Annotated in this window: 34 protein-coding genes; 28 read left to right on the plus strand and 6 right to left on the minus strand. The window is 50.3% G+C overall.

Annotated elements, in window-relative coordinates:
* Positions 1–26 precede the first annotated feature (26 nt).
* Positions 27–1,661 carry an alpha,alpha-phosphotrehalase gene (gene treC / locus KNO92_RS02555; RefSeq protein ID WP_214759992.1) on the plus strand — a complete coding sequence of 545 codons (1,635 nt, stop codon included), beginning with the start codon at positions 27–29 and terminating at the stop codon, positions 1,659–1,661.
* A gap of 55 nt (positions 1,662–1,716) precedes the next feature.
* Here the strand turns inward: treC and KNO92_RS02560 are convergent, their stop codons facing one another.
* Complete coding sequence (locus KNO92_RS02560) at positions 1,717–2,445, minus strand: hypothetical protein (RefSeq protein WP_214759993.1); 729 nt, start codon at positions 2,443–2,445, stop codon at positions 1,717–1,719.
* Positions 2,442–3,176, minus strand: coding sequence for a hypothetical protein (locus tag KNO92_RS02565; protein WP_214693674.1), 735 nt, complete (start codon positions 3,174–3,176; stop codon positions 2,442–2,444). Before KNO92_RS02565 ends, KNO92_RS02560 begins: the two co-directional genes overlap by 4 nt.
* Positions 3,177–3,343: 167 nt before the next feature.
* On the opposite strand from KNO92_RS02565, the gene KNO92_RS02570 reads away from it, so the two are divergent.
* The 11 genes from KNO92_RS02570 to KNO92_RS02620 all read left to right on the plus strand — a co-directional run bounded on the left by KNO92_RS02570 (position 3,344) and on the right by KNO92_RS02620 (position 11,221).
* Complete coding sequence (locus KNO92_RS02570) at positions 3,344–4,501, plus strand: DEAD/DEAH box helicase family protein (protein WP_214759994.1); 1,158 nt, start codon at positions 3,344–3,346, stop codon at positions 4,499–4,501.
* A complete protein-coding gene (locus KNO92_RS02575; RefSeq protein ID WP_214759996.1) occupies positions 4,498–5,166 on the plus strand; it encodes a ComFC family protein in 669 nt (222 codons plus the stop codon). Before KNO92_RS02570 ends, KNO92_RS02575 begins: the two co-directional genes overlap by 4 nt.
* Before the next feature lie 18 nt (positions 5,167–5,184).
* Positions 5,185–5,571: a flagellar protein gene (locus tag KNO92_RS02580; RefSeq protein ID WP_074033761.1), complete on the plus strand. Its 387-nt coding sequence runs from the start codon at positions 5,185–5,187 to the stop codon at positions 5,569–5,571.
* Positions 5,572–5,594: 23 nt separating this feature from the next.
* Positions 5,595–5,846: a flagellar biosynthesis anti-sigma factor FlgM gene (locus KNO92_RS02585; protein WP_074033759.1), complete on the plus strand. Its 252-nt coding sequence runs from the start codon at positions 5,595–5,597 to the stop codon at positions 5,844–5,846.
* A gap of 114 nt (positions 5,847–5,960) precedes the next feature.
* On the plus strand, positions 5,961–6,317 hold the full coding sequence (gene flgN / locus KNO92_RS02590; RefSeq protein WP_214759998.1) for a flagellar export chaperone FlgN: 357 nt from the start codon (positions 5,961–5,963) through the stop codon (positions 6,315–6,317).
* A gap of 14 nt (positions 6,318–6,331) precedes the next feature.
* Entirely contained in the window at positions 6,332–7,852 is a 1,521-nt protein-coding gene (flgK, locus tag KNO92_RS02595; protein WP_214760001.1) for a flagellar hook-associated protein FlgK, read from the plus strand.
* 6 nt (positions 7,853–7,858) lie between these two features.
* Complete coding sequence (gene flgL, locus KNO92_RS02600) at positions 7,859–8,809, plus strand: flagellar hook-associated protein FlgL (RefSeq protein WP_214760004.1); 951 nt, start codon at positions 7,859–7,861, stop codon at positions 8,807–8,809.
* 27 nt (positions 8,810–8,836) lie between these two features.
* A complete protein-coding gene (locus KNO92_RS02605) occupies positions 8,837–9,391 on the plus strand; it encodes a DUF6470 family protein (RefSeq protein WP_251127052.1) in 555 nt (184 codons plus the stop codon).
* Positions 9,392–9,406: 15 nt separating this feature from the next.
* Positions 9,407–9,844 carry a flagellar assembly protein FliW gene (gene fliW / locus KNO92_RS02610; protein ID WP_214693653.1) on the plus strand — a complete coding sequence of 146 codons (438 nt, stop codon included), beginning with the start codon at positions 9,407–9,409 and terminating at the stop codon, positions 9,842–9,844.
* Positions 9,844–10,071: a carbon storage regulator CsrA gene (gene csrA, locus KNO92_RS02615; RefSeq protein ID WP_074033743.1), complete on the plus strand. Its 228-nt coding sequence runs from the start codon at positions 9,844–9,846 to the stop codon at positions 10,069–10,071. The genes fliW and csrA overlap by 1 nt, the downstream gene beginning before the upstream one ends.
* Before the next feature lie 94 nt (positions 10,072–10,165).
* Complete coding sequence (locus KNO92_RS02620) at positions 10,166–11,221, plus strand: GGDEF domain-containing protein (RefSeq protein ID WP_214760009.1); 1,056 nt, start codon at positions 10,166–10,168, stop codon at positions 11,219–11,221.
* A gap of 56 nt (positions 11,222–11,277) precedes the next feature.
* Here KNO92_RS02620 and KNO92_RS02625 read toward each other — a convergent pair whose 3' ends face one another.
* Positions 11,278–12,192 (minus strand): YitT family protein, encoded by a 915-nt coding sequence (locus KNO92_RS02625; RefSeq protein ID WP_214693643.1) that lies wholly within the window; start codon positions 12,190–12,192, stop codon positions 11,278–11,280.
* Between the two features lie 179 nt (positions 12,193–12,371).
* On the opposite strand from KNO92_RS02625, the gene KNO92_RS02630 reads away from it, so the two are divergent.
* From KNO92_RS02630 to KNO92_RS02640, 3 genes are all read left to right on the plus strand, one after another.
* A complete protein-coding gene (locus tag KNO92_RS02630; protein ID WP_214760011.1) occupies positions 12,372–13,232 on the plus strand; it encodes a YitT family protein in 861 nt (286 codons plus the stop codon).
* A 113-nt stretch (positions 13,233–13,345) separates the two neighbouring features.
* Entirely contained in the window at positions 13,346–13,633 is a 288-nt protein-coding gene (locus KNO92_RS02635; protein ID WP_214760013.1) for a putative quinol monooxygenase, read from the plus strand.
* Between the two features lie 107 nt (positions 13,634–13,740).
* Positions 13,741–14,676, plus strand: coding sequence for a DMT family transporter (locus KNO92_RS02640; protein WP_214760015.1), 936 nt, complete (start codon positions 13,741–13,743; stop codon positions 14,674–14,676).
* Between the two features lie 31 nt (positions 14,677–14,707).
* Here the strand turns inward: KNO92_RS02640 and KNO92_RS02645 are convergent, their stop codons facing one another.
* Positions 14,708–15,208, minus strand: a complete 501-nt coding sequence (locus KNO92_RS02645) for a hypothetical protein (RefSeq protein ID WP_214760017.1) — start codon at positions 15,206–15,208, stop codon at positions 14,708–14,710.
* Between the two features lie 156 nt (positions 15,209–15,364).
* On the opposite strand from KNO92_RS02645, the gene KNO92_RS02650 reads away from it, so the two are divergent.
* The 5 genes from KNO92_RS02650 to KNO92_RS02670 all read left to right on the plus strand — a co-directional run bounded on the left by KNO92_RS02650 (position 15,365) and on the right by KNO92_RS02670 (position 19,882).
* A complete protein-coding gene (locus KNO92_RS02650) occupies positions 15,365–15,850 on the plus strand; it encodes a hypothetical protein (RefSeq protein WP_074033732.1) in 486 nt (161 codons plus the stop codon).
* Positions 15,851–15,916: 66 nt separating this feature from the next.
* Positions 15,917–16,744, plus strand: a complete 828-nt coding sequence (locus KNO92_RS02655; protein ID WP_214760019.1) for a GNAT family N-acetyltransferase — start codon at positions 15,917–15,919, stop codon at positions 16,742–16,744.
* Positions 16,745–16,754: 10 nt separating this feature from the next.
* Complete coding sequence (locus KNO92_RS02660) at positions 16,755–17,078, plus strand: hypothetical protein (protein ID WP_214760022.1); 324 nt, start codon at positions 16,755–16,757, stop codon at positions 17,076–17,078.
* 123 nt (positions 17,079–17,201) lie between these two features.
* Positions 17,202–18,494, plus strand: a complete 1,293-nt coding sequence (locus KNO92_RS02665; protein WP_214760025.1) for a methyl-accepting chemotaxis protein — start codon at positions 17,202–17,204, stop codon at positions 18,492–18,494.
* A gap of 257 nt (positions 18,495–18,751) precedes the next feature.
* A complete protein-coding gene (locus tag KNO92_RS02670; RefSeq protein WP_214760027.1) occupies positions 18,752–19,882 on the plus strand; it encodes a flagellin N-terminal helical domain-containing protein in 1,131 nt (376 codons plus the stop codon).
* Positions 19,883–20,322: 440 nt separating this feature from the next.
* Here KNO92_RS02670 and KNO92_RS02675 read toward each other — a convergent pair whose 3' ends face one another.
* Entirely contained in the window at positions 20,323–21,159 is an 837-nt protein-coding gene (locus tag KNO92_RS02675; protein WP_214760029.1) for an endonuclease, read from the minus strand.
* Positions 21,160–21,301: 142 nt separating this feature from the next.
* Between KNO92_RS02675 and KNO92_RS02680 the strand changes: the two genes are divergently transcribed.
* From KNO92_RS02680 to KNO92_RS02700, 5 genes are all read left to right on the plus strand, one after another.
* A complete protein-coding gene (locus KNO92_RS02680) occupies positions 21,302–21,499 on the plus strand; it encodes a hypothetical protein (protein WP_214760031.1) in 198 nt (65 codons plus the stop codon).
* Between the two features lie 81 nt (positions 21,500–21,580).
* Positions 21,581–21,937, plus strand: a complete 357-nt coding sequence (locus tag KNO92_RS02685; RefSeq protein ID WP_214693621.1) for a flagellar protein FlaG — start codon at positions 21,581–21,583, stop codon at positions 21,935–21,937.
* A gap of 12 nt (positions 21,938–21,949) precedes the next feature.
* On the plus strand, positions 21,950–23,617 hold the full coding sequence (fliD, locus tag KNO92_RS02690) for a flagellar filament capping protein FliD (RefSeq protein WP_214760032.1): 1,668 nt from the start codon (positions 21,950–21,952) through the stop codon (positions 23,615–23,617).
* 14 nt (positions 23,618–23,631) lie between these two features.
* On the plus strand, positions 23,632–24,006 hold the full coding sequence (gene fliS / locus KNO92_RS02695; RefSeq protein ID WP_214758342.1) for a flagellar export chaperone FliS: 375 nt from the start codon (positions 23,632–23,634) through the stop codon (positions 24,004–24,006).
* Positions 24,006–24,356 carry a flagellar protein FliT gene (locus tag KNO92_RS02700; RefSeq protein ID WP_251127054.1) on the plus strand — a complete coding sequence of 117 codons (351 nt, stop codon included), beginning with the start codon at positions 24,006–24,008 and terminating at the stop codon, positions 24,354–24,356. Before fliS ends, KNO92_RS02700 begins: the two co-directional genes overlap by 1 nt.
* A 38-nt stretch (positions 24,357–24,394) precedes the next feature.
* Here the strand turns inward: KNO92_RS02700 and KNO92_RS02705 are convergent, their stop codons facing one another.
* Positions 24,395–24,772 carry a DUF3021 family protein gene (locus KNO92_RS02705; RefSeq protein ID WP_214760034.1) on the minus strand — a complete coding sequence of 126 codons (378 nt, stop codon included), beginning with the start codon at positions 24,770–24,772 and terminating at the stop codon, positions 24,395–24,397.
* Between the two features lie 159 nt (positions 24,773–24,931).
* Between KNO92_RS02705 and KNO92_RS02710 the strand changes: the two genes are divergently transcribed.
* From KNO92_RS02710 to KNO92_RS02720, 3 genes are all read left to right on the plus strand, one after another.
* Positions 24,932–25,117 (plus strand): hypothetical protein, encoded by a 186-nt coding sequence (locus tag KNO92_RS02710; RefSeq protein ID WP_214693614.1) that lies wholly within the window; start codon positions 24,932–24,934, stop codon positions 25,115–25,117.
* A 135-nt stretch (positions 25,118–25,252) separates the two neighbouring features.
* Positions 25,253–25,879 (plus strand): hypothetical protein, encoded by a 627-nt coding sequence (locus tag KNO92_RS02715; RefSeq protein ID WP_214760035.1) that lies wholly within the window; start codon positions 25,253–25,255, stop codon positions 25,877–25,879.
* 159 nt (positions 25,880–26,038) lie between these two features.
* Complete coding sequence (locus tag KNO92_RS02720) at positions 26,039–26,707, plus strand: DUF4352 domain-containing protein (protein ID WP_214760036.1); 669 nt, start codon at positions 26,039–26,041, stop codon at positions 26,705–26,707.
* Positions 26,708–26,798: the final 91 nt, after the last annotated feature.

Here is a 26,798-nt window from a genome sequence, read left to right on the forward strand (position 1 = left end):
CTCTTACAAAAAAGGAGATGTCGTTGATGACACAGAAAAATTGGCGCAAATCAGTCGTCTATCAAATTTACCCGAAAAGCTTTTACAGTCCGGAAGGGAACGCGACCGGATCAATCAAAGGGGTGACGGCGAAGCTAGATTACTTGGCAGAACTCGGCATCGAATACATTTGGATGACGCCTGTATATCAGTCACCTCAACACGACAACGGCTATGACGTGAGTGATTACTATGCCATCGACCCGTCTTACGGCACGATGGAAGACCTCGACGAATTGATCCGTGAGGCAGAGGCGCGGGGCATTGGCCTCATGATGGACATCGTCGTCAACCACTCGTCGACAGACCATGAATGGTTCCAGAAATCATTGGCGGGAGACGAGCGGTACCGTGACTACTACATCTGGCGCGACGAGCCGACGAACTGGGAATCGAAGTTCGGTGGGAACGCGTGGGAATATGACGAGAAGAGCGGGCAATACTATCTCCACTTGTTCGACGTGACCCAGGCCGATTTGAACTGGGAGAACGAACAGATGCGTGAAGACGTCTATGAGATGATGCGCTTCTGGCGCAAGAAAGGAATCAAAGGGTTCCGTCTCGACGTCATCAACTTGATCTCAAAAGAGCAAGATTTCCCGGAAGACGAGTCGGACGGTCGGAAATTCTATACGGACGGTCCACGCATCCACGAATATTTGAAAGAGATGAACCGAGAAGTATTTGACGGGCATGACGTCATCACGGTCGGGGAGATGTCGTCGACGACGCTCGACCATTGCGTGCGCTATTCGAACCCGGACGAGAACGAGCTCAGCATGACGTTCAGCTTCCATCACTTGAAAGTCGACTATCCGAACGGCGAGAAGTTCGTCGCCTCTCCGTTCGACTTCATCCAGTTGAAAGACATCATGTCGACGTGGCAACAAGGGATGCACGGAAAAGGATGGAACGCCATCTTCTGGTGCAACCATGACCAACCGCGCGTCGTCAGCCGTTTCGGGAACGACACGAACCATCGCGTCGAGAGTGCGAAGATGCTTGCGACCGTGCTCCACGGTCTCCAAGGAACACCGTACATTTATCAAGGAGAAGAGATCGGGATGACGAATCCTGGCTTTGATGACTTGAACGAGTATCGTGACATCGAGACGCTCAACAACTATAAGTTGAAACGCGAAGAAGGCGTGTCGCATGAAAACATGATGGCAGCCATCAAACAAAAGTCACGCGACAACTCACGGACGCCGATGCAGTGGGATGCGACGACACATGCCGGCTTTACGAACGGCACACCGTGGATCAACGTGGCACCGAACTACCAGGACGTGAACGTCGAAGCGGCGCTCGATGACCCGAACTCGGTGTTCTACCACTACAAGAACTTGATTTCATTACGAAAAGAACTTGACGTCTTGACGGACGGGGACTATACGCTCCTCACGCCTGATTCGTTAGACGTTTGGGCATATACACGGAAGACCGACCGCGAGGAGCTCCTCGTCGTCGCCAACTTCTATGGAACGGAAACGACGTATACCATCCCGGAAGGTTTTGAGCGGGTGAACGTCGTCAGCCACAACTACGACGTGCCTGAGCTCGACGTGACGACGTTGTCCCTTCGTCCATACGAGGCGATCATGTTCTACAAACAGAAATAAGTGCAGCTTGCAAGAAAACGGATCATCCCCCATGTCGGATGATCCGTTTTTTCGTTCAGTCAGTGAGGATCCGGCTTTCGATGATGTCTTCGAGGAGCGGAGATTCCAATTCATCGTAAAAGAGGGAGGGGACGAAATAGATGTCGTCTTGATCGGTCACGCTGAGCGATAGCGTATGGAACGGGACTTGATGGTCATCGAAATAGCGTCTCGTTCCTCTCGCTATATCTGAAAGTGATTCTTTTGTTGAAGTCGGTTGAGACAAGTCGAGATGGAGGTGACCATACATGGTTCCATATGCAATCAGATCGAACACTTCGTCTAACTCTAAATCGCTCGGGGAAATGCCTTTCACCACTGAGTCGTCTTCTTTTCTACGGATGAATCCCTGTCCATAGGTAATGGGGTAGGGGAACGTGTCAGAACGTAAGATGCGTTCTGTCCATGCAGCGTATTCATCATTCAACCGTTGATAAGTCGTTTCTCGAAGATGGACCTGATCATAATCATCGTGTGTGACTTGTCCATTGCGTTTCACGTAGACCGTGAACGTCGTATCAGGACTCGTTGGAGAAGTGAATGTGACGAAATAACGCGTGCTATGTGGGAACATATAGTCGACTTGTTGGACACGCACGTCAAGTGCGGGATAGGTATGACGAACATATGCTACTGCACTATTCGACACACGCTGTTTCTCGAAATCCGTACCGAAAACGATGCGAACCCCGAACGTGGCGACAATGATGGTGCCGCAAAGAAGAAAGAAAATCCTCCATTTCATTGTGACATCACCTCATCGTGCTGACGCTGGATGATTTGTTCGAGCTCGGGAGAGTCAATTTCTTCTCGTGAGACGCTACCGGTATAAAACCAGTCCTCCTCCCCGCGAAGCGTGACGGACATCGTTCGGAACGGAACGCCAGCCGCGTCCATGTTATGCTTCAAATCTCGTAATAGAAATGCTGCACGATTGACCGTCGTGGTAGGGACATCTACAGAAATAAATAGACTGCCATGGTTAGCACCGATATCTTGAATGTCATAGTCCTGATCGAGGCGAAGAGATTGGAGGTCCAAGGATTCTTCCGGTGAATCGGGTCCGTCCTTTGGGATGAGGACGTCATCGCTCAGATGAACATGTTCTGGGAGCGCGGGTCCGACCAATCGACGATACGCATCATGGATCCGGTCGAATGTATTCATTCCTGAGGTGACGTTCGCATAATCATTGAACGTGATGTCACCATCCGTCGTAATGTGCAATTCAAAATGTGTGTCGATGCTCGTGTCGGAATCGATCGTGAGGAGATAAAGGTCACTTCCCCACATCATCATAGTGGCGCTCGTGATTTCGAGAGATTGATCGCGGTGGTGATTCTCGAGATACGTGGCAGCGACTTGGCGAACGAACTGTTCGTCTTTCGGATGACCGAACAAAAAATGAGAGAGTAGTGTGAAGCTACCGTATAAGATCAAACCTATTCCAACCAAAGAGCCAATGAATCGTCGCATCCGTTCCACGTCCTCACAATTTAGTCTATTTTTCCCATAATCATAACGGATAAAATACGGAAACGTCATCCGTCAAAAGAACGATTGCGGAAGGGATTTGTACATCAAGAGGATTCGCACGCACATGTGTGTGTTGTTAGCGTGAAAGGAAAAAGGAGCCAAGAGATATGGGGGAACTCATCGTCGCATCTAACGGGACGCGCGCCATCCGTTTTGGCATCTGCCAACGCTGTCTCAGCACGGACGTCCGAACGTTCACCTGTCACCACGGGTCGTGTGCCTACTGCCGGAACTGTCTTTATCTTGGGCGGGTCTGCCGATGTGATTTTCTACAAGAGCGGGACATCACGACACCACTCGAAACGACCGAATTGACGATGTCATTCGAGCTCGCACCAGCCCAAATGCGGGTCGCGAATCAACTGCTCACGTGGTGGGACGAACGGAAGACCGGTCTCGTCCATGCGGTGTGTGGCGCCGGTAAGACTGAGATGACGTTCCCTGTGATCGAGCGGGTCGTCAATGAAGGGAAGCGGGTATTGATCGTGTCCCCGAGGAAAGATGTCGCCATCGAATGGGTGGAACGGCTCGAACAAGCATTCACCGTGCCCGTCACGAGACGGTACGGGGGTGGGGAGAAAGACTCCATCGGGATGATCACGGTGGCGACCGCACCGTTACTACTCAATCTACGAGACGTATTCGATTATGTGCTCGTCGATGAGTCCGATGCCTTCCCGTTCGCTTTTGACGTGACGTTATGGCGCACCATCTATCGGGTCGGGAAAGGGGTGTTTGTCTTCATCACTGCGACTCCGACCGCTTGGCAACAGATGGTGTCGACGGTGCATTTGTCCCGCCGTTATCACGGATTTGATTTGCCGGTGCCGACACTCGTCAAACAGTCGGACGAACGGGTTTTCGACTTTTGTCGACGTCACGCCGCAAAACCGCGTCTCTTGTTCGTGCCGACAAAGCCTCACCTCGAGCGATATCGTGAGACGCTAGAAAATGCGGGATTTACGTGCCGTACGGTATCGGCCGAAACCGAGGAGCGGACCGACGCGCTGCACTGGCTTCAAGAGACGAAGGGAATCGTCCTCGCGACATCGATCTGGGAGCGGGGGATGACGGTCCGGGACGTGCAGGTCGGGGTGCTAGAGAGCGAACATCGACTCTTCTCGACACGGGGGCTCATCCAAATGGCGGGGCGGGCCGGAAGAAAGCCGGATGCGCCGACAGGCGAGGTCTGTTTCTTTTATCGTGAACGGACGTTTCGACAAGATCTCGCCATCCGGGCGATCGTGAAGGCGAACAGTCGATGAAATGCCTTCTCTGTCACCAACCGATGACCGTCCCGTGGACACCGGCCACGTTATGGCGACGCGACTGGGTGTGCCCGTCATGTGAGGACCGATTGACACCGCTCGGGACAGGCTGTCCGCGCTGCGGTCAACCGAACGAGACGGGGGAGACGTGCTCAGATTGTATCCGCTGGCTCGCGCTCGGCTCTGATTTAACCGTCCGTTGCCTGTACGCCTATGACGAGGCAGGAATCGAGTGGCTACATCGCTTCAAATTCAGTGGCGACGTCGTCATCGCCGCATCGGTCGCACCAAAACTTCGGGCACTGCGAGAACCTGGCGCGACATATGTGCCCGTCCCGCTCAGTGACGAACGACACAGGTCGCGTCGCTTCAACCAAGCGGAGGTGCTCGCACGAAAGATTGGTCCGACCCGGCAACTGATCAAGAAAACCGAAGTTTCGAGTCAACGCGAACTCGGGAAAGAAGAAAGACGACACCGAACGAATCCTTTCACTGTACCAACTTCAGTGAAATGTGGGAAAATCATTCTTGTAGACGACGTTTATACGACAGGGACGACGCTCCATCAGGCGGCATTTTCGTTACGGCAGGCAGGTGCGACAGAAGTTTCTGCGATTTGCTTATTTCGGGCGCTAAACAAATCAAAAACGCGTCCGATATAAAAGGCAGAGGTGAAACCAATGGATGCAGCATCTTGCCAAATGTGCGGACGCTTGTTTATGAAACAAGGTCGCTCGCCTTATTGCCCATCATGTAGTGAAGTCGACTTCCAAAACTTTTTGAAAGTCCGTGACTTCATTCGTGAACCAGAAAACAAATCAACGAACATCGGCGCCCTCGTCGAAGCGACGGGTGTGTCGGAACTTGATATCACGCGATATATCCATGAAGGACGCCTGATCATCAAGGACAACCCGGAACTCCTCGTCGGCTGCGTACGTTGTGGTCAACCGACGAACGAAGGGAAAGTCTGTTCGAACTGCCAGAGAGATATGCAGAAGGAACTGTCTAGTCTACAAGAGAGCTTGACGAAGTCGTCAAGTGCTCGCGCTTATCGTTTGGATTAACATCATGAAGAGGGGGAAGACGCATGCGCATCGATTCAGCCAAGTGGGTACATTTACCGAACACTTATGAAAAGAAAACGCAAGTCGAGCCGAAGCCCGCGCCATCACGCCAAACGGACCAATTGTCAATCTCGGCGGAAGCCCGCGCCCGGTTTGAAGAACCGGTGAAACATCCGGACCGTCTCGCAAAAATCGACGCTTTGAAAGCAGAGATTGATGCGGGCACGTATTCACGGGACGCGCGTGAAATCGCCAAACGCTTTCTACAAGGATGAATGGAAGCGAGGTCCGTTTGAGGCCTTCGCACTGAATAACACGGCACGGAAGCTGACTAAATAAGGGGCACCCCTTTCTTTAGTCGGCTCTTTTTTTGAAAAAAGGAGAGACTCATGCTCACATTACATAAACGTTTACTCGAATTGGCCTATACGAAAGAACAGCTGCTCGTTCAAAATGACATGGCCACTTTTAGCGCGCTCGTCAAAGAAGAGGCGAAACTTGTCCGACAAATCTCACAAAAAGAAGCGGAACGACTTCAAGGGACGTATGAATTGGACGATGAAGAGATAGAGGAACTGAGACCGGTCTTGTTCGAGTTGAAGCGTCAGAACGAATTGAACGCGTCGCTTCTCGAACAGTCCCTTCGTTATATTACCTGGCACTTGGACATGCTCTTGCCAGAAGCAGATGATTTCACATACGGACAACAGGCGTTTGAAACGCGCTCGTTCAGCCGTGACGTTTAAGGAGGAAGTACAGAATGGGTTCAACATTTATGGGACTAGAGACGGCGCGCCGCAGCCTGACGACACACCAATGGGCGCTACAGGCAACGGGGAACAACGTGGCGAACGCCTCAAACCCTGGCTATTCACGCCAACGCCTCACCCTCGGGATGACGGAACAGCTCTCGGTCAACTTCGGCGGCACGAAAGCCGGACAATTCGGGACCGGGGTACGCGGGGAAACGCTCGCCCGGATTCGCGATCTCATGATCGACCAACAGTATCGCGACGAGTCGGTGAAGAACGCGTTCTATGCGACGAAAGAGGCGGCGTTCGGTCGGATGGAGGATATCATCAACGAACCGTCTGAAAACGGCCTCGCCAAGTCGCTCGACTTGTTCTGGGCGTCACTTCAGGACTTGTCGGTCAACCCGGACGATACGGGCGCACGAAGCGTCGTCCGCCAGCGGGCGATGACGCTCGCCGAGACGTTCAACTACATGTCTTCATCGCTGACAAAAGTACAAGACGACTTGAAAGCGGAAGCGGGCGTCGTGTCGAAAAAGATTAACGACCTGTTGACGAAGATCAATAACGTGAACCGTCAAATCGGGGACGCGGAACCACTTGGCGTCTTGCCGAACGAACTGTATGACGAGCGCGACCGTTACATGGACGAGCTTTCGCAATTTATCGAATTCGAGCGTGTACCCGTCGATTACTTGAACGGGGAGACACGTGGGAACTCGCAACGTGTCGCAGAAGGACGAATCGACATCCAGATCACCGTGCCAGGAAATCCGAATCCAATCAAATTGGTCGACGGCATCACGGGTGGCGTCGGGGAAATGACCGAGTCGACGTATCGTGCGGCAGATGCTGTGACAGCTGAGGCGATGACACTCCAAGACATGCCGAACGGTAAGCTACGAGCACTCGTTGAAATGTACGGAAGCCAATCAGGTCCTGAAGCGGCGAATGGGGCGTACACGAAGATGCTCAAAGACTTAGACGAGATGGCGAGCGTGTTTGCGACGGCATTCAACAATGCACACATGACGAACAAAGATGCATCAGGGACGGACGGGCGAAACGATTTCTTCGTGAATTCAGGAACGAACACGAACACCGACATCAAAGCGTCGAACATCGAAGTGAACGAGACGTTCATGAGTAACCTTGACTTGATCGCCGCTTCAAAAGACGGCAATATCGGGGACGGGAGCGGGGCACTCGAACTCGCGCGTCTGAAAGAGATGGCGCTCAGCTTTGCCGGATCGGCCACGACGACGACATCGATCGGAAAGTACTATCAGAACGTCATCGGGAACATGGCGGTCGAGGCGAGCCAGAACGCGAACCTCGCGAAGAGTACGTTCGCTCTCTTGAGTAGCTCGGACCAGCGCCGCCAGTCGGTGAGCGCGGTGTCGCTCGATGAAGAGATGACGATGATGATCCAATATCAACATGCATACAATGCGGCGGCACGGAATATCACGGCCGTCGACGAAATGCTCGACAAAATCATTAACGGCATGGGTGTCGTTGGGAGGTAATGACTGATGCGTGTCACACAGACGATGCTCACACAGACGAACTTGAAACACTTATCAAGTAGCTATAACACGCTCGCCCGCGTCCAGGAACAACTGATCAGCGGGAAGCGGATCCAAAAGGCATCGGAGGACCCGGTCGTCGCGATGCAGGGGATCCGGTACCGGACCGAAGTGCGGGAAGTCGACCAGTTCCGTCGCAACGTCAGCGAGGCGACGAGCTGGATGGACATGACGGACTCGACCTTGAATGAGGTCACCGAAGCCGTCAAGCGGATTCGGGAATTGACGACGCAAGCTGCGAACGACACGTACGAGTCGTCGCAGCGCGCAATCATCAAGAGTGAGGTCGACCAGTTGATCGAACATATCGGCTCACTCGCCAACTCGAAGGCGGGCGAGAAGTATATTTATAACGGGACGAAAACGGATCAACCGCTCATTAACATGGAGAAGTTGAAGGGATTCTTGGCGGCTGATCCAGCAAGTCCGGTCACGATTGATGAAATTTATATGACGACGCCAGTTCCTGACAAATTGAATCCGAGTGGTAAAATCGAATTCGAGGTCTCAAAAGGAATCACCGTACAAGTGAATATGCAACCGGAAACGATTTTCGGGAAAGAATTGTTCGAGGGACTTCAAAAGTTGAGTGGTTTACTGGCAAAAGAAACGACGGGTGGTGCCGACCTATCGGCTGAACTCGACACGCTCGATACACTTGGTCAAAACTTGATCACAGAACGTGCCGAACTCGGTGCCCGAGCGAACCGCTTGGAGCTTGTCGACAACCGTCTGCAAGACCACGAGATCATCGCGAAGACGATTATGTCCGACAACGAAGACATCGACGTCGAGAAAGTCATCATGGAGTTGAAGTCGCATGAGACGGTACACCGTGCCGCACTCTCGGCCGGGGCTCGGATCATCCAACCGACGCTCCTTGACTTCCTCCGGTAATCGGTCATGAATCTCGCGAGACTTGAGATGCGGCAAACGTTTGCCGCTATCCAGATGACCTCGAACCGACCGGTGCTCGAGATGCGTCAAGGTCGGGCGGACATGTCGATGCAGCAAGGGAAAGCCGAGATGACGCAACAGACGACTCAAGGGAAACTTGAGATCGACTCGTCGGTGGCACGGAGTGAGAGTAACCTGAAAGGAGCGCTTGAACTCGGTAAGTCGTTCGGACAGATGGGGGAACAAGGGGCCCGCGAGGCGATGATGAACATCGCTCGTGAAGGGGATCGGATGATGCGCATCGAGAACGGCAACCCGATTGCCTCGATGGCGGCAGAGAAAGTGAACGACCCGTATCCGATCGTCGAGATGGGCTATATGCCGAAATCGATTGACCGTGTCAAGTTGACGTATACGCCGGCGGATGTGAAAATCGAATGGAATATTACACCGCCACAGATTGATGTATCGCTCACACCGGCGGACATCTCGTTCACGCCATGGACGATGGACATTTCTCTCCGTCAACAGGCATCGCTCGAGATGTGGCCGGTCGGTGGGATGTATGATGAAACGCGTTGAAAGTGAGGACAATCCATGTTCATTGAAACAGACTACTTTGGCAAGATTGAAATAAATGAAGCGGAGACGATCACGTTTGTCAGTGAGATTCCGGGATTCCCGGAATCGAAGACGTTCGTGTTGATTCCGTACGGGGAAGAGCTGCCGTTCTGGTCACTCCAGTCGATCGAAGAGAAAGCGTGCGCGTTCGTTGTGACGAATCCGTTCTGGCATAAGTCGGACTATGCGTTCGAACTGTCGGACGGGGCGAAGGATCAGCTCGGGATTGAAGAAGCGGAACACGTCTCTGTCTACTCGATCGTCACGCTCCGTGAGCCGTTTGATGCATCGACGCTCAACTTGAAGGCACCGATCGTCATCGAGACGAAAGAACGTCGCGGGAAGCAAGTCATCTTAGACGATGCCTACCCGGCCCGTTATCCGCTCGGCGGCACGAAGGCGGAGGTGCGCTGATGCTCGTATTGAAACGAAAACAAGGTGAGGCGATCCATATCGGGGACGACGTGACGCTCACCGTGCTCGCCATCGAGGGAGACCAGGTGAAGCTCGGCATCGATGCCCCGCGCCATATCGATATCCATCGTCATGAAGTGTACATTCAGATGCAAGAAGAGAATGAGTCGGCACGAGACAGTGCCAACTTGATGAAACAGATGATTAAGAAGCAGTCGGAAGCGTGAGCTTTCGACTTTTTTTTGTAAATATAGAATGTAAGGGTGACATTTTTCACCTAGTTGGGCTAGGATGGAAACGGAAAGGGAAGGAGGGGAATCGATGGGAATGGTCATCAACCAGTTTTTTATTAATATCAGTATCATCTTTTTACTCATGTCGCTCACGTTCTATGTGATGCGGACAGTCTTGCCGATTCAACCGTCCTCCCCATTGTTCGTCCGTTTTTGGTTCGGGGTGTCGAACGGATTGACGGCGATCTTGTTGACCTTAAATGCCATCGAGCTTGGCGATGCGAGGATTGACCTCCGTCTCATCCCGATCGCCTTGTCGGCGACGTACGCCGGCCCGTTTGGTGCCGTCGTCACGCTCGCGCTCATCTTTATCGGGCGCATGACCTTGCATGGGATGAGTGCCCCGTTCGTCGATTCGATCCTTATGTTTGTCGTGTTATACATATTTTCGCTCCTCCTCTCGCGTGTGCCGATGCATCGGTCGCGAGGATATACCGTCTATGTTGGGTTCGGTGCGCTCCTCGTTTTGATTCGCGTGACCGGTAGTGTGGATGCGATGGTGTTCGTGAACGTCTTTATCCCGTACTTCCTCATGCTGTCGCTCGGGGCGTGGCTCTGTTACTGGGGGGCGAAAAAGCTTGAGACGCATTTATGGATGTTCCTTCTGCATACGCATCGGGCGACCGTCGATGAATTGACGGGACTCCCGAACCGTTACCGGACGCTCGAACAGATGAACGACTTGGAGATGTCCGGGAAGCCATGGACGTTACTCGTCATCGATGTCGACCACTTCAAGCAGTTGAACGATACATATGGTCATCTGGCAGGAGACGCCGCGCTCCGACATATCGGTCAGACGCTCGAACGGCACTGTCCGCCAGGCGGGTTCGTCGGTCGTTACGGCGGGGAGGAGTTCTTGCTCGTGATCGAAGGGTGTGAACAGGCGAAAGAAGTGGCTGAATCATTAGTTGAGACGGTGCGCCACACGACGTTCGAATGTCAGGGCGAGGTCATCCCGATGACCGTCTCGATCGGTGCCGCGGTCGCCGGGCACGAACCGAGCATGGTCGTGTTCGAACGAGCTGACGAGGCTTTATATGATGCGAAACGGAATGGACGGGACCAGGTCCGCTTCGCCTAAAAAATCCCCTATAACCGTTGGCAAATGGTGTCCAGCGGTTATAGGGGATTTCACGTTTAGTGAATGTTTTTCTTCTTGAACTGTCCGCCCCGGACGTCGTGAATGTTGCCGATGGCGAGGAACGCTTTCTCGTCATAGTCGTCGAGGATGTCTTTTAATTTCGTCTCCTCGAGTCGGCTGATGACCGTGAAGACGACTTTCTTCCCGTCTCCAGTGTAGGCCCCTTCTCCGTGGAGATACGTCACGCCCCGACCGAGCCGGTCCATGATCGCTTGGCCAATCTCTTCCGGTGCGTTCGTGATGATCCACGCCGCCTTCGACTGATCAATCCCTTCCAAGACGACATCGATTGTCTTGAACGCGATGAAATACGTGAGGAGCGAGTACATCGCCCGGTCCCAGCTGAAGACGAAGCCGGCTGTTCCGAGGATGAAGATGTTGAAGAACATGACGATCTCTCCGACCGAGAACGGCAACCGGTTCGTGAAGGCGACGGCGAGAATCTCCGTCCCGTCGAGCGACCCACCGGCGCGGATGACGAGACCGATGCCGGCACCGAGCAAGAAGCCCCCGAAGACGGTCGACAACAGCAAATCGTCCGTGAACGGCTTGATGTCATGTAAGACGATCGTGAACGCGGACATGAGCAGGATCGCCGTCAACGTGACGACGGCGAACGTCTTCCCGATTTGCCGATAGCCGAAGTAGATGAACGGCAAGTTAAAGAGGACGAGCCAGATGGCGAGTTTCGTCTCCGTCAAATACGAGACGATGATCGAGACCCCGACGATCCCACCGTCGATGATCTGGTTCGGAACGAGAAACGCTTCCAGACCGACCGCGAAGACGAGGGAACCGAGTAGCAAGAGGACGACTTTCGCAAACAGTTCGGACGCTTTGATCGGATTATGTTCGCGCCTTAAGCGCTGCACTTCCTCCGGTGTCGGGGAAGGCATGGGTGTACGCTGCATACGTGGTGCCCCCTTTCCATTTTCTTAAGTATACCAAAACGAGCCGATACAAAATCCTTTGAGACAGAGAATCTGACATGAATATTCAGAATAGATTGATGATTCCCTGTAAATTATTTCAGTATTATTTTGTGGTAGGCTAAGAAGGTTGTTGAACATGAGAAGGAGGTCAATGCATCATGAAACGAGAGAATAGAGCCTGGTTGATGGGGTTTCAAATCATCATGAACATCATCGGCGGACTCATCGCGGCGTATGGGTTGGAGTCCGTCCTCATCCCGAACAACGTGTCGGACGGGGGCGTCACCGGCATCAGTATCGTCGGGTCGCAGCTCACGGGATTGCCGCTCGGGATCTTTATCGGGATTCTCAATATCCCGTTCATCTATCTCGGGTATAAACAGATCGGGAAAAGCTTCGCCATCCTTTCGGTCACAGGGATTGCGTCGTTGTCAGTCGGTACGGTGATCATGCACCATGTTCCGACGATCATCGAGGGCGACGCGCTCCTCATCACCGTGGTCGGCGGAATCATCCTCGGGTTCGGGATGGGGATTTCCCTCCGTAACGGGGGTGCGCTTGACGGGATCGATATGCTGGCCGTTCTCTTGTCCCGTAAACTGCCGTTCGGGACGAGTGACTTGATTCTATTTTTGAATACGTTCGTCTTCATCGTCGTCTCGACGGTGTTCGGGCTCCAAGGAGCCGTCTTGTCGGCGATCGCTTATTTCATCGCCTCAAAAGTGATTCATATCGTCGAAGAGGGATTGAGCGGTGCGAAGACGTTCAAGATCATCACGAGTGAACCGAATGAAATGGTCGAGACAATTCGGGACCGTCTCGGACGGAGCGCCACGTTGAATCAGATCCAAGGTGCATATTCAAAAGAGAGCTATTATGAAATCACGTGCGTCATCAACCGGCTCGAGGAACGAAAGATCAAGGACATCATCGATCAAGTCGACCCGAAAGCGTTCGTTGTCGTGTATGCGGTGACAGAGGTCAAAGGCGGGAACTTCCAAAAACGCGATATTCATTGACGGAGGGCCATACGCCGTCCGTTTTTTTACCTCCGCACATGTGAACCCGTAAGGCAGGAAATCGGACGCAAAAAGTGGAATGAGACGAGGCAAGGGAAAGGGGAGGATGGAGCATGTATGCACTGATCGGAAAGCTCGTCACAAAAGCGGGACAACGGGACCGACTCGTGGCGGTTTTATCGGAAGCGGCACGGGAGATGGAGGCGACGTCGGACTGTGAATCGTATCGGGTCCACGTATCGCTCGATGAGGCGGACACGGTGTTCGTCTATGAAGTGTGGCGGAGTGAGGATGCGCATGCGGCGTCGTTGTCGCTTGCTGAAGTGAGGGCGTATATCGATCAGGCGAAGCCCATCCTCGAGCGGATGGAGCGGATCGCCGCGCTCGAACTGCGGACGTGACGGAATCATCGAATCAACAGGCGGATGACCACGTGTCGTCCGTCTTTTTTTGCAGGAGAAAGAGATGGATGCCGAGAACAAGACAGGATTCGGAAAGGAGGGAACGTATGCGTCCACTCATACTCGGTGTCTTCGCGGCCTTGTTTTTTGCAAGCACGTTCGTGTTGAATGAAGTGATGCAAGTCGGGGGAGGTAGCTTCGCCTATAGTGCCTCGCTCCGCTTTTTATGGATGATCCCACTGTTGATGCTCGTTGTCGCCTTACGGGGTGGACTCAAGCGGGTCATCTCGGCGCTGAAAAACAATCCGCGTCCGTGGATATTGTGGGGGACGGTCGGGTTCGGGTTCTTTTACGTTCCCATCTGTCTCGCCGCTGAAGTCGCACCCCCGTGGCTCATCGCAGGTACATGGCAAGTGACAATCGTCGCCGGGGCACTGTTGTCACCACTCTTTAAGAAGGCAGACGGTTCCCGCGAACAGATCCCGTGGCGAGGACTTCGGTTCTCGAGCTTGATTTTGATTGGGGTCGTCTTGATGCAAGTCGAGTTCTTCGAGTCGTTCGAGCCTCGCTTCCTTTGGCTTGGTGTCGTCCCGGTCGTCATCGCAGCTTTTGCGTATCCACTCGGCAACCGCAAGATGATGCAACATACGAACCTCGACGTGTTCGAACGCATCCTCGGCATGTGTCTCGGGTCGCTCCCGGTCTGGTTCTTGTTGTTCGGGTACGGGTTGACGACGGGTCGTCCCTCATCGAGCCAGCTCGGGCAGACGTTCCTCGTCGCCTTGTTGTCAGGGATTGTTGCGACCGTCCTGTTTTTCAAGGCGACGGACCTCGTCAAGCACGACATGGGGAAACTGGCGTCCGTCGAGGCGACACAGGCGCTCGAGGTGTTGTTCGCCCTCATCGGTGAGCTCCTGTTCCTCCATGCGGTCATGCCGTCCCCGATTGCCTTGGTCGGGATCATGCTTGTCATGGTCGGCGTTGTCTTCCATAGTCGGAGCCAATTTATCGAACTCCCGATGGCAATCGAAAAGGAAGCATAAAAAATACCTCGCTCCTTCGAGCGAGGCATTGTCATGAACTTGTTGTCAAACTGCCTTTGACTTTGTCATAGAAGTCATCCATCATACCAGTACGGCTACCGAGCTGGCAGATGAGTTCGAGCGTTTCTTTATAGAACTTCTTGACGAGTCCTTTGTTTTTGATTCCGTCCATCGACGCGAGCGTCTTGTCGAGGTTCTCTAAAATCTCTTTGATCTGTGCGTCCGAGTCCGGTTTGACGACCGTCATGTTCTCCGGGATGCTGACGACCTTATCTTGACCTTGGTGGCGGAATGATGCGCCGAAGCCGAGGTTCTCGATGAAGAGGTGCGGCATGACCTTTTGACCGAAGAAATGCTTGTGCCACTCTGTCGCTTTCATCGTGTCCATATCTTGTTTGAACGTGGAAGCCGTCGAGACGTATTGTTTAAACAAATCTGTCATGAATTTCTCGATGACTGGGATTTGAAGGGCGAAGACGTTTTTCAAGAGCGCGTCGAGCTGAGCGCGCGTCAAAGTAGTTTCGTTAGACATGTCAGTTCCTCTTTTCTCTAGTACGTTATTACCATCGTATGGGATTGGCGGACGGTCGTCAATGTAAGGGGAAACATTTTTTCAGAATATTTGATGAAAAGTCATCAACTTGTGGGATAATCAAGTGAAGACATCAACAACTAGGGAGTGGTTCTTGTGAACAAATCGATGAAATGGGCGCTCGCGCTCGGTGTGACAGGTGCATTGGTGGCAACGGTCGGTGTCGTCTCGTCCCGGGGACGGACAGAGGATACGACGCAGACGATTCGTGACCGAGAGCTCGGGTACGAAATCATCTTACCGTCAAAAATCGTTGCGGCGATTGAGCGCGGTGACGTCTATATCGAGAAGGCACAGGACGTCGTCGACATCGGAGACACGAAGAGCTACAGCACGTTCGATTTGTACTATAACGTCGAGGATGGGGACGACCAACTCTTGTTCCACTTGGACTTGATCGACCGTGAGTTGACGGAAGAGGCGTTCGCGACAGAGGTCGGTTACGGCAACTATCTCGGCACGAACGACAAGACGTTCTTCTGGGTCGAACCGACAGAGGCCGTCCCGGGTGCGGAGGCGCATACGGATGAAATCGCTGAATTGATTGAGACGCTCCCTGAGTTGGAGTTCCGGACGTTATAATCTCGTAAGTTGGCTCGCTACGGCGGGCTTTTTTCTTTGTGCTACAATACAGATGAGGTGATGTACATGAATTGGACAGTAGAAGAAGTCAAACAAGCAGATGATGTGAAAACGTTAGAACATGCGGTCAACACGAACGACAAGATTGACGTCAAAGTCGGTCATGAGTCGGTCGGACAGAACGACTATGCGGTATACAACGGAGAGACGCTCGTCGGGTATCTCATGCTCTTCCCATATCTCCCGAACGAGTATGAGGTGAACGCGCTCGTCCATCCGGAATATCGGAAGCAAGGCGTCTTTACGGCACTGCTCGAGACGGCGAAACAGGATGCGAAACTGAACGGCTGTGAGGCGTTCACGTTCGTCATCGACCGGAACTCGGCATCTGGGAAGGCGGTGCTTGAGCATCTTCAAGCGGCGTATCAGTTCTCGGAATACAATCTCGTCTTGAAGAAGGCGGAGCTGTTCTTGAAGCCGGACGAGGTATCGCTCCGTGAGGCGACGGCAGACGACCGGCCGCTCATCATCGCGACGCTCAGCGAGGCGTTCGGTGACCCGGTCGATGTGACGGAAAACATCTATCAACAAATCGACACACCGGACCGTGTGACGTATATCGGCGAAGTCGACGGCAAACCGGTCGGCGTCATCCGTGCCCTTCTCGTCGGTGACGCCGCGGCAAGCATCCACGCATTCGGCGTCAAAGCAGGTGAGCAAGGCAAAGGCTACGGCACGAAAATGTTGAAACAGATGGTGCAACAATTATTCCGAATGGGTCGGACGAAAGTCGAGCTCGATGTCGAGACGGAGAACAAGGCAGCGCTCGAGATCTACAAGCGCGCAGGCTTCGCAGAGAATGGCGGCTACGAGTTTTACATGATCGAATTATGAGGTGAACCACATGGTGAAAAATCTGAAATGGCTCGGTGCAGCATTTGAAGCATTTCTTGGGATCCCGATTCTCGGTGGTCTTTTCATCATCGGAATGGGGTATTCGCCCCTCGGATTCATGTTCGTCTATCACGTCATCGTGTTGATTCTCTCGTTCAGCCGACTGAACCGATTCTCGTACGGTGCGGCCGTTGGGATCACGGCATCAATCCTCGGGTTCATTCCGATCGTCGGGATGATGCTCCACTGGGCGGCAGCGATCACGCTTGCGATCGACGCTGCGACTACTCCGCGACGGGTGACGCGCGTCGAACGTGACGATGAAGCATTTTGACGAAACGTACTCCTTTATGGGGTGCGTTTTTTCATTGACCAAACGTTCAACTGAAAACGCTATACATTCATTGGAAATCGGACGATATAAGGAGTGATGAACACAATGAGGAGGAACAACACAGTGAAAGTATTTAAAAACTTTACGACGCAATTGCTCGCGTGGATTTTGGTCACGTCCTTTATCACGGGCGGAGCGGTCGGCTACATCACCCTATTACTCTTGACGGAACTCGAGATGGAACAAGGTCAAGTCATGCTCGTCGGTACCGTCGTGGCGTTACTCATCTCGTCACTCGGCGGGATTGTCATTTATTTGATCGCCCGTCGTCCATTGAAAGCGGTCGAGATGGCTTCTGAGAAAGCCGTCGAGGTCGGGAATGGTGATTTGACGGTCCATTTCGCGGACGAGAAGACTTCAGACCGTTCGGAGATGGGACGTTTGCTCTTGTCGATGGACAACATGGTCGAGCACCTTCGGGAGCAAGGGACGAACATGCGTTACACGGCGGACCAGTTGACGGGTTCGGCACAGGAAATTGCAGCTTCAGTCCAAGAAGGGAACGTGGCGGGCGAAAGTATTCGTGTTGCGATGGACTCCCTCAACAAGATGTTAGAAGACAACGTCAGTGCGACATACAACTCGATGGACTTGCTTGGAGCGGTTGCGCGGACGATGGAGAGTATCCGTCAAGAGATGTCATCGGCGTTGGATTCGGCGAGCGAGATGCAACAAGAAGCAGAGAGCGGGAAAGGCCTCGCGTCGTCTTCAGTCAACGCGATGCATGCGATTGCTGGAAAAGTGGAACAGTCATCGACGCTCAACAGTCAGTTGACAGAAATGACAGGCGAGATCTCACGCATCACGGATGTCATCAGTGACATCTCGGCACAGACGAACTTGCTTGCCTTGAACGCGTCGATTGAAGCGGCACGTGCCGGGGAGCATGGTCGTGGATTTGCCGTCGTTGCGGCAGAAGTCAAGAAGCTCGCAGAACAAACGGCGAACTCGACACAAGAAATCACGGATCTCATCGTAGATGTGAAACGTCTCGTTGGCGATACGTCATCATCGATGGCGAACGTGAAAGCGGAAGTGGAGACAGGTGTCGGCTTAGTTGAAAAAGCAGGTGGTGCCTTCGCATCGATCCACAACTCGGCAAATGAAGTATACAGCCATGTCCATTCGGTCGATTCACTCCTCGATGAGTCACGCGGTCAGATTGATTCGGTCGTGACGAATTCGGCAGGCATCGTCGGTATGGTCGAAGAAGCATCGCGTTATGCGAATGAAGTGACGTCAGCAGCGAGCCAGCAAGCGGCAAGCCTTGGAGAAGTGAACGGGGCGATGACAGAGCTCGTTCGTGTCGCGGAAAGTTTGCAGAATGAGACGGAACAGATGAAGGTGGAAGTGTAAGTCAGGATAGCTCACTCGAGTTGGTCGTGAATGATCAACTCGAGTGAGCTATTTTTATACAAATTGAAGATTTCTATTCAAAACGTGTAACTTTTTTCGAAAAAGACTAAACAGATGTGTAAGGACTCCGATATAGAGTATGGAAACGATAAAACGTTCCAAAAAATGCAAGGTGAGGGGCCGGCCTAAACCTTGCATGCTCAGACAAAAGGATTTGGAAGAGCAGAAAAACTTTAAACCTATGGAGGGAATTTAAGATGATTATTAACAACAACCTTAATGCAATGAACGCACACCGCAACATGTCATTCAACACAAATAATACAGGAAAAGCAATGGAGAAATTATCTTCTGGTCTTCGTATTAACCGTGCGGGTGACGATGCGGCTGGACTTGCAATTTCTGAGAAAATGCGTGGACAAATTCGTGGTTTGGATCAAGCTGCACGTAACGCACAAGATGGAATTTCATTAATTCAAACTGCTGAGGGTGCATTGAATGAAACACACTCAATCGCTCAGCGTATGCGCGAACTTTCTGTACAATCAGCAAACGAAACGAACACAGCTGATGATCGTGCAGCACTCGATAAAGAATTCCAACAGTTGAAAAACGAAGTAACGCGTATCGCTGACCAAACTGAATTTAACACGAAGACACTTTTAAAAGGTGGACTTGGTGCTACGTCTGTAGCGGGAACTGATTTGACTCCTGCTGCTGGTATGACGAACTATAATGTTGGTGGTTCGCAAGTAGGATCGATTGCTATTACTTCTGCGGCTGGAAGCGGAGCAGGTCAAGTAGATTTAACAGCAACATTTACTGATGCTGCTGGGAACGTAACAACTCAAACTTTAGCAGATGTAGCGGTTCCGACTGGAGCTAACGAAGCTAATGTTAACTTCGATAAACTCGGATTCTCTTTCACAGCAAACTCATCATTAGCAGCGGGTTCATTTGATGGAACAGCTACTTCGACAATTACTGTTTCAACTGCGGCAGCTAAATTCCAAATTGGTGCAAACTCGAACCAAACAATTGATTTGTCAATCAAAAATATGGATGCAACAGCATTGAATATCGCAACTAATGATATTTTGACAAAAGAAAGTGCACAAACAGCAATTACTGCTCTTGATGCAGCAATCAAGTCAGTTTCGGATGAGCGTGCGAACTTAGGATCTGTTCAAAACCGTCTTGAACACACAATTAATAACTTGAATGTTGGTGCTGAAAACCTTCAAGCAGCTGAATCACGTGTACGTGATGTAGATATGGCGAAAGAGATGATGAACTTTACGAAGAACAACATCCTCAACCAAGCTGCGCAAGCAATGTTGGCTCAAGCAAAATCTCAACCAGAAGCGGTTTTACAACTCCTTCGGTAAGGTTTTACGGGCGTCTTATCTGGTAACGGGTAAGAGCATAACTGGGTGAATTGCTGGAACTCCTTAGAGCCCTCCTTACGACAACGTGACTGGAAACGGTGAGCGTGAACGTTTTGAAAAAAGGAAGGGATTGGACAATCAGCAGCCAAGCATCTGTCAGGAAACTGTGATGAAGGTTCAACGACTAGGATGAACAACCTACCGACTTATCGTCCATGGTTATGAGATCCGTACCTCGTAAACGGCGAGGGAAGTGCCCAGCCCCTACTTTACAATAATGATTAGTAGTATATCAAAAATGTAAAAGGGTGAAGATATAGTCTGGACCATATTGAAAAATATGGACATCTGCAAGCAAATCAACAGCCTCAGGCTGTACTTCAATTGCTCCGTTAATATAGCAATTGACTATTTAAAAGTTATACTAAAAACCGTGGAGCTTATGCTTCACGGTTTTTCACGTCTTGCCATTTATAGACGACTGACCAATATGTTCGATTCAAGCGTTGGGCAATCTCCTTGTCTGTCACACCTTGTTGTTTCCATTCAATCAGTGATTCGATTTCCTCATGACTATAAGGTCTTGCAGGAATCGAGACGCGAATCGTATAGTCAGGGTGTGTTTGCTTATAATGCCTCATCTCAGCATCTAAACGATTCTCCCAAGACAACTTGTACATAAAATCTGGTAGTTCGGTTTGGTAAGGTTTCAATAAATTTAAGAGATCAAATGTATCCGTTACTTTTGTCGTCTTTAAGTAATAACCCGTACCGCTCGGTGTACCTGATGTACGGACGTTGATCTTGTAATGATTTTTCATCCATATAGCGAGCTGCTCTAACTGCTCTTTCGAAAAGGCTTGTAAATAGAAAGCGATATGTGGTGTGAATTGAATTTCTTTTTTCTTGTGGTTGAATCGTTTACTGAGAAGAAGTGAACCGTCGTCTAAGTACAGTGTCAGTATACATGCTGGGTGATCAATGTCTTTCAATAATTCGAATGGGATATGCTTTTTATTGTTCGGATAAAAAAGAGGAAATAGACTTGTCATGAGTGTAATGGACCTTGACACTAAATTATTTCCACGTAAGTATAGTAAATCTGGTAGTTTTCGCTGTTTCCACTCCCGATAACTCAACTGACCTAAACTAAAATGTTCCCGGTAACTGTTGTTTTTTCTTCTGTCATACGCATAACACTTTGTAATTTCCCCATCCCCCAAAATACTAGCGACCAAAATAGCGACTTGTTCTTCGGATAGTCCTTCCCAGTCCATGACGTTTCTCTCCTTTATCGATTAGTCACCTCTCTTAAGGTATTCCCGATTTATTCGAATGACCTGAGTCATTAATTCATTGGCTCACATTCAATTTTTGATTGACATGTCGATAAGTGAAACGAGAGAAGGTGTTTTCCGATTGGAGAAGCAGTTAAAAGAATTAGAAGCTGTGTTTTTTGAACAAAAGCGATTAGCCGAATTAGAAGACTTACTACTAACGATGCTATCGATTGCATATGAAGCGATAAAATGTGACGAGAAAAGAAGAGACTACTTACAAAAGCAATTTGAAGGGTTACAAGCAAAAGTGAATTTTCTTGAAGTTCAGAAACGATAACCAATTGATTAAACTACTATAAACTTCATGCGTTTCAACCGATAAAGTCAATGAGAACAATTATAAGAGGAGTAGACGTATATGAACCCGACCATTTCAGAAGTCCGGCTTCACCTACCTTCTTCCGTCTTGCCGTATGAACAAACGAAAAACGTGTTCGTTGAAGCGAATCAAGCAAAGCTCGCCGACGAAGGCATCGTCATTCTTCCGACGCCTCAACACGTCACCAAGTTAGAGACGGCCGTCGAGAAGGCGAATCAAGTGCTCGAACAACAACGTACGGGCTTGAAGTTTATGAAACATGAAAAATTGAACGACTACTATATTCAAATCGTGGATACGAACAACGAAGTCATCCGCGAAATCCCAAGCAAGAAATCACTTGATTTCTTTGCGGCGTTCATGGAGTTCAATCAACTCTTTGATGAACGGGTATAAAGGAGGATTCTCATGACGACACCAATCCGATTTGGCGGACTCGCCAGTGGAATCGATACGGATACGATTATTAAACAGTTGATGCAGGCCGAGCGTGTACCAGTTGATAAACTTGAACAGAAGAAACAAACGACGGAATGGAAGCGCGATGCGTATCGCGAAATTAACCGATCTCTTATGACTCTTCGAAATAGTGCGGTCGACTTGATCTTTAGTCGAAATTTTTATGCGAAGACGTCTAGTTCATCGGATGAGTCACGTGTCTCGGTTGTGGCAGGTCCATCGAGTGGGAATGCGGCACTTGAAATTCAAAGCGTAGAAAAATTAGCGACATCTGCTAGTCATATCGTTGAACTAAGAGATAAAAACAACAATTTGGTTACGCGAGATACTGCTGTGAAAGATTTGAATCTTGATGCGAGTACAAAAACGCAAACGATAACTGGAACTTCGACCGAAGTGACTCTCTCAACAAAACTAAATGATAGTGGGAAAATCTTCATTAATAATGTTGAAGTTGACCCGTCTAACTATACGTATGACTCAGCGACAGGCAAGGTGAATTTTTCAACACCTCTTGCTGACGGTGATGAATTAAAATTCGAATCCGGCTATAAAGTTGAATACATCAATAAGAGTGGTGGGACACCTGCTGAATTGACGGTCAGTGCCGAGGCAAAATTCAGTGATGTATTGACTCAACTTGGCTCAAAAAACACGAATTTTTCTACATTCTTTGATAATGTATCAGGTAAATTGGCACTCACTCAACGAAACACAGGTAGCGATTCAACGATTGCTTTCACAGGAGCTGCGGCAACATTCTTCCAAGCAAGTGTCACTGATGATATTAAAGGAGAAGATGCAGTTTTTAATGTGAATGGAATCGAACTGACAAGAAGTACGAATACCGTCACAATTGATAACATGACAATTACTTTGAAATCTGAATTTAAAGCAGTTGATAACCCTGCACCGGTTACACTAAGTGCTTCTACTGACACTCAAAAAATCTTTGACAACATCAAAGGTTTCGTCGATAAATACAATGAGACAATCGACCTTATGAACAAGAAGACACGTGAAGAACGATTCCGGTCATTTGCACCGCTCACCCAGGCACAGCGTGATGAGTTGTCTGAAGATGAGATCAAGAAGTGGGAAGAAAAAGCGATGAGCGGGATGCTCCGTGGGGACACGATCCTTCGCGGAACGATGGACACACTTCGTAGCAAATGGTCAGGTGCGACATCTACTACGAATGACCTAGATATGTCTCGTTTATTCCAGATTGGTCTCTCGACCGGTTCTGACTTCACGAACGGTGGAAAGATCGAGCTGAATGAAGAGAAGTTAAAAGCCGCCATCGAGAAAGATCCGGAACAAGTGTATAAACTGTTCACGGATGAAAGTACAGGACTCCTCCCACAAATCCGTGACACCGCGAAAAACTCACGTGAGACGATCACGCGTATCGCCGGTGCGGACGGGGCGGGGGCTCCGACGTATTCAATGGGTCGCGAGATGACGCAGATGGATACGCGAATCAAACGATTAAACGATTTATTGATTGATAAAGAAAATGCCTACTACCGTCGCTTCGCGGCGATGGAAACGGCGATGAACCAGGCGAACTCGCAAGCCGCTTCACTTCAACAGTTTTTAGGCGGAGGCATGTAAGAGGAGGAATTTAAATGGTAGCCAATCCATACGCAGCTTATCAAAACAATGCGGTCACGACCGCGAACCCACAGGAACTGACGCTTATGCTTTATGACGGGGCGCTCAAGTTCATGCGCCTCGCCAAGCTTGCGATCGACCAGGGGAATCCTGATTTAAAGAACATCAATATCCAAAAGACGCAAGCCATCTTCCAAGAACTTCGTCTTACACTCAATAAAGACATCGCCATCTCGGCGAACCTGGACTCGCTCTATGAGTACATGTGGCGCCGTCTCGTCGATGCGAACGTCAAGAACGACACGACGATCCTCGACGAGGTGCTCGATTTCACGACGGAACTCCGCGACACGTGGAAGGAAGCGATGAAACTCGCGAAACAGTCATGATGCCGATTGATGAGATCATCTTAAAGACGCAACGCCTGAAAGAGTTGCTGGCGCAAGTCCCAGAAGAGCCGACGTACGACACGTGGATGAAACAAATCCATGAGCTCTTGGACGACCGCGAACAGTTGCTCGCGGCGCACGGTCCTGATTTGGAGAAAGCCGATCAGACGGTTCTCCGGCAGCTCGTCGATGACAGTCAAAAGATTGCGCGTCTTATTGAGGCCGAACATCAGCGTCTCGGAATGACGCTCGGGACGGCCCGGATGGAACGGAAGACGGTTAAATCGTACGTCGACCCGTATGAGGACGTCGATTCTAACTTTTCTGGACTATTCGACCAACAGACGTAAAAAAAGCTCGGAGGCATATGCCTTCGAGCTTTTGTGCGTTAAGAGGTTTTGACTTGGCGACGCATGCGAATGATGAAATAAGAGACCGTAAACAAGATCAGGCCACTTACCGTAAAGTTTAAATAGAGGCTGACGGCATCTTGAAGTGATGTGACCGGTGTAGACCCACCGAACCAAAGGAGTGGCAGGATTGTCACGTGCATGACGCACCAGTGAATGAAAATCTGCTTTTTGAACGACCATGGTCGGACTTCATAAATGACGCTCGTGAGCCCGAGAAAGAAGGCGACTCCAGCGTAGACGAGCATGGCATGTACGCCGTCCATATTTCCTGACCATCCTTGGTAGAGCGTGAGTATCGCGAACGGCAGCGACCATAAGAGGCTTCGTACGAACCCCTTCTTTACTAATTGCATATGTACCATCCCTTCATTGAATCGTTATGAATATATACGGATATCATGAAAAAAGGTTTCAGAGAAAAAGCGAAGATGAAATGACGCCTGTTTTCCGCTATAATCGGGTAAATATCATTGTAGCCGTTGCTTCTTTTCTGGAAAGAGGAGGGAAACGAGATGCGTGAGAAAGAATCTAAACCGGTATCGTCACGGAAACGCCGTTATTTCGTCTATGGTCCAGAGGGAGCGTACGATGAGTATGTGGAACGGGACCCGAAACTCGAGGCGTATGTCGAGGACGATACGCCGCTTGAAGATCGTCCCGACCCATACGAGGAAGAAGAGCTGAAATCAAGAGGATAAGTGTATATGTCAAGGTCCGATTGTGGACCTTGACTTTTATTTTACCTGGAACTTTTTCTTGTCACGGTGCGGATTACCAATTCGTTATATTCGTCTTAACCACAACACTTGGATTATGAAAAGGGAGAGATGAAGATGAACATGAAACGATTTGGCTTACTGGTGGCGGTACCGCTCGCACTACTCGCCGGATGCGGGGAAGCAGATGAACTGAAGACGACGGCGACGGATACGGAAGAAGTGGCAGAGGCGGAAGCGAGTGCGCCAGAGGAGACGACTGCTGAGGAGACGGACGTCCAAGAAAGCGAACTCGGTACGAACAAGATTTATTTGAAGAATAAGGCAGTCACCATCACGGAGACGATGGGACCGATTCAGTTCGCAATCGACAAAGTGCAGACGTCACGTCTCACGGTCGCGGAAGCATACAGCGACTCATTCGATGGACAAGAAGAGGTGACGGTCGTCGCGATGAACATGATCGTCGAGAACACGGTCGACGAGACGATGAGTTTCCATCCGAACCAGGCGACACTCGTGACGAACACGGGGGAGCAGGTGTCTTCGGACTTATGGTTCTCAGATGACGTTGGTGGCGAATTCATGGGGAAAGTGAAGAAAGAAGGGAATGTCCTCTTCTTCGTGAAGGCGAAGCCAGAAGAGCTGACGGACTTGAAAGTCGTCATCGATGGACCGTTTAACGAGAACTTCGACAAAGTGGCAGAAGAACGCTACGAATATACAATCAACGTGACGAAATAAGATTAAGCGTGCCGAGCGAGTGTCGGCACGTTTTTTGTATGGTCATTGGAAAATGAGTAGAGGAATTATCATAAAACACATGATTATTTCTAATTAGATGGGTACATATTCAATATAAGTCATTGTCCGACGAGATTTTCGAATAGGAGGGAGCGTGTCATGAAGGTTCGACATTGGTTGTTCACATTGCCTCTCGTATTTCTGATTGGATGCGGGGAGACGGATGAGGCGACGAGTTCTGAAACTACCGAGCAAACCGAGCAGGCGACTGATGAAGAAACCACTTCTTCATCAGAAGGAAGTGAATCGAGCAAGGGTGAAGACACGTCAGAAGGTATTGGTGGCTCCGAAGAGTTTGAGGTAGAAGAGAATGAGCTTGGCATCAGTCAAATTTACATGAAAAATCGTAACCTAGGTATTGAAGAAAAGATTGGTCCAATCATTTTTCAGATTGATAAAGTGCAAACCCTTCGATTACAGGTTGCTTCTGATTTTCGTTTCATGTTCGATGAAAAAAAAGAAGTGACCATTGTTTCGTTCAACGTGATTGTCGAAAATACGAGTGACGACACGGTCTTATTTCATCCGAATCAGGCCCGCCTTGTAACGAACACAGGAGAACAGGTAGACGCTGATCTAATCATTTCGGAAGATGTCGGAGGAGAATTTTTAGGTAAAGTGAAGAAAGAGGGCGGGGTACTCTTTCATGTAGATTCGATGCCAGCAGAGTTGACCGAGGTGCGTTTCGTCGTAGAGGGTCCTTATAATGACCAATTCAATAAAATCGCAGAAGAACGTTATGAATACACAATCGACGTATCGAAATAAATAGAGGGCGTGCCGAATGAGTAGCGGCACGCCCTATCTGTCTAGTCTAAACCTGAACAATAGAGGATAATGAAGATATCCCATCTTTTAG

Origin of the sequence: Exiguobacterium sp. s129 (genome assembly GCF_018617585.1) — a bacterium.
In the GTDB taxonomy this organism is placed as follows: Bacteria; Bacillota; Bacilli; order Exiguobacteriales; family Exiguobacteriaceae; genus Exiguobacterium; species Exiguobacterium aestuarii_A.

Excerpts from the sequence above, each read along its gene's own strand:
- csrA (WP_074033743.1), top strand. The coding sequence starts at position 9,844 with ATGCTCGTATTGAAACGAAAACAAGGTGAGGCGATCCATATCGGGGAC.
- KNO92_RS02580 (WP_074033761.1), top strand. The coding sequence starts at position 5,185 with ATGGATGCAGCATCTTGCCAAATGTGCGGACGCTTGTTTATGAAACAA.
- KNO92_RS02685 (WP_214693621.1), top strand. The coding sequence starts at position 21,581 with ATGAACCCGACCATTTCAGAAGTCCGGCTTCACCTACCTTCTTCCGTC.
- KNO92_RS02575 (WP_214759996.1), top strand. The coding sequence starts at position 4,498 with ATGAAATGCCTTCTCTGTCACCAACCGATGACCGTCCCGTGGACACCG.
- KNO92_RS02635 (WP_214760013.1), top strand. The coding sequence starts at position 13,346 with ATGTATGCACTGATCGGAAAGCTCGTCACAAAAGCGGGACAACGGGAC.
- KNO92_RS02720 (WP_214760036.1), top strand. The coding sequence starts at position 26,039 with ATGAAGGTTCGACATTGGTTGTTCACATTGCCTCTCGTATTTCTGATT.
- KNO92_RS02660 (WP_214760022.1), top strand. The coding sequence starts at position 16,755 with ATGGTGAAAAATCTGAAATGGCTCGGTGCAGCATTTGAAGCATTTCTT.
- flgL (WP_214760004.1), top strand. The coding sequence starts at position 7,859 with ATGCGTGTCACACAGACGATGCTCACACAGACGAACTTGAAACACTTA.
- KNO92_RS02630 (WP_214760011.1), top strand. The coding sequence starts at position 12,372 with ATGAAACGAGAGAATAGAGCCTGGTTGATGGGGTTTCAAATCATCATG.
- KNO92_RS02645 (WP_214760017.1), bottom strand. The coding sequence starts at position 15,208 with ATGTCTAACGAAACTACTTTGACGCGCGCTCAGCTCGACGCGCTCTTG.
- KNO92_RS02560 (WP_214759993.1), bottom strand. The coding sequence starts at position 2,445 with ATGAAATGGAGGATTTTCTTTCTTCTTTGCGGCACCATCATTGTCGCC.
- KNO92_RS02715 (WP_214760035.1), top strand. The coding sequence starts at position 25,253 with ATGAACATGAAACGATTTGGCTTACTGGTGGCGGTACCGCTCGCACTA.
- fliD (WP_214760032.1), top strand. The coding sequence starts at position 21,950 with ATGACGACACCAATCCGATTTGGCGGACTCGCCAGTGGAATCGATACG.
- fliS (WP_214758342.1), top strand. The coding sequence starts at position 23,632 with ATGGTAGCCAATCCATACGCAGCTTATCAAAACAATGCGGTCACGACC.
- KNO92_RS02705 (WP_214760034.1), bottom strand. The coding sequence starts at position 24,772 with ATGCAATTAGTAAAGAAGGGGTTCGTACGAAGCCTCTTATGGTCGCTG.
- treC (WP_214759992.1), top strand. The coding sequence starts at position 27 with ATGACACAGAAAAATTGGCGCAAATCAGTCGTCTATCAAATTTACCCG.
- KNO92_RS02670 (WP_214760027.1), top strand. The coding sequence starts at position 18,752 with ATGATTATTAACAACAACCTTAATGCAATGAACGCACACCGCAACATG.
- KNO92_RS02585 (WP_074033759.1), top strand. The coding sequence starts at position 5,595 with ATGCGCATCGATTCAGCCAAGTGGGTACATTTACCGAACACTTATGAA.
- KNO92_RS02625 (WP_214693643.1), bottom strand. The coding sequence starts at position 12,192 with ATGCAGCGTACACCCATGCCTTCCCCGACACCGGAGGAAGTGCAGCGC.
- KNO92_RS02640 (WP_214760015.1), top strand. The coding sequence starts at position 13,741 with ATGCGTCCACTCATACTCGGTGTCTTCGCGGCCTTGTTTTTTGCAAGC.
- KNO92_RS02620 (WP_214760009.1), top strand. The coding sequence starts at position 10,166 with ATGGGAATGGTCATCAACCAGTTTTTTATTAATATCAGTATCATCTTT.
- KNO92_RS02565 (WP_214693674.1), bottom strand. The coding sequence starts at position 3,176 with ATGCGACGATTCATTGGCTCTTTGGTTGGAATAGGTTTGATCTTATAC.
- KNO92_RS02570 (WP_214759994.1), top strand. The coding sequence starts at position 3,344 with ATGGGGGAACTCATCGTCGCATCTAACGGGACGCGCGCCATCCGTTTT.
- KNO92_RS02710 (WP_214693614.1), top strand. The coding sequence starts at position 24,932 with ATGCGTGAGAAAGAATCTAAACCGGTATCGTCACGGAAACGCCGTTAT.
- flgN (WP_214759998.1), top strand. The coding sequence starts at position 5,961 with ATGCTCACATTACATAAACGTTTACTCGAATTGGCCTATACGAAAGAA.
- KNO92_RS02700 (WP_251127054.1), top strand. The coding sequence starts at position 24,006 with ATGCCGATTGATGAGATCATCTTAAAGACGCAACGCCTGAAAGAGTTG.
- KNO92_RS02655 (WP_214760019.1), top strand. The coding sequence starts at position 15,917 with ATGAATTGGACAGTAGAAGAAGTCAAACAAGCAGATGATGTGAAAACG.
- fliW (WP_214693653.1), top strand. The coding sequence starts at position 9,407 with ATGTTCATTGAAACAGACTACTTTGGCAAGATTGAAATAAATGAAGCG.
- KNO92_RS02605 (WP_251127052.1), top strand. The coding sequence starts at position 8,837 with ATGCGGCAAACGTTTGCCGCTATCCAGATGACCTCGAACCGACCGGTG.
- flgK (WP_214760001.1), top strand. The coding sequence starts at position 6,332 with ATGGGTTCAACATTTATGGGACTAGAGACGGCGCGCCGCAGCCTGACG.
- KNO92_RS02675 (WP_214760029.1), bottom strand. The coding sequence starts at position 21,159 with ATGGACTGGGAAGGACTATCCGAAGAACAAGTCGCTATTTTGGTCGCT.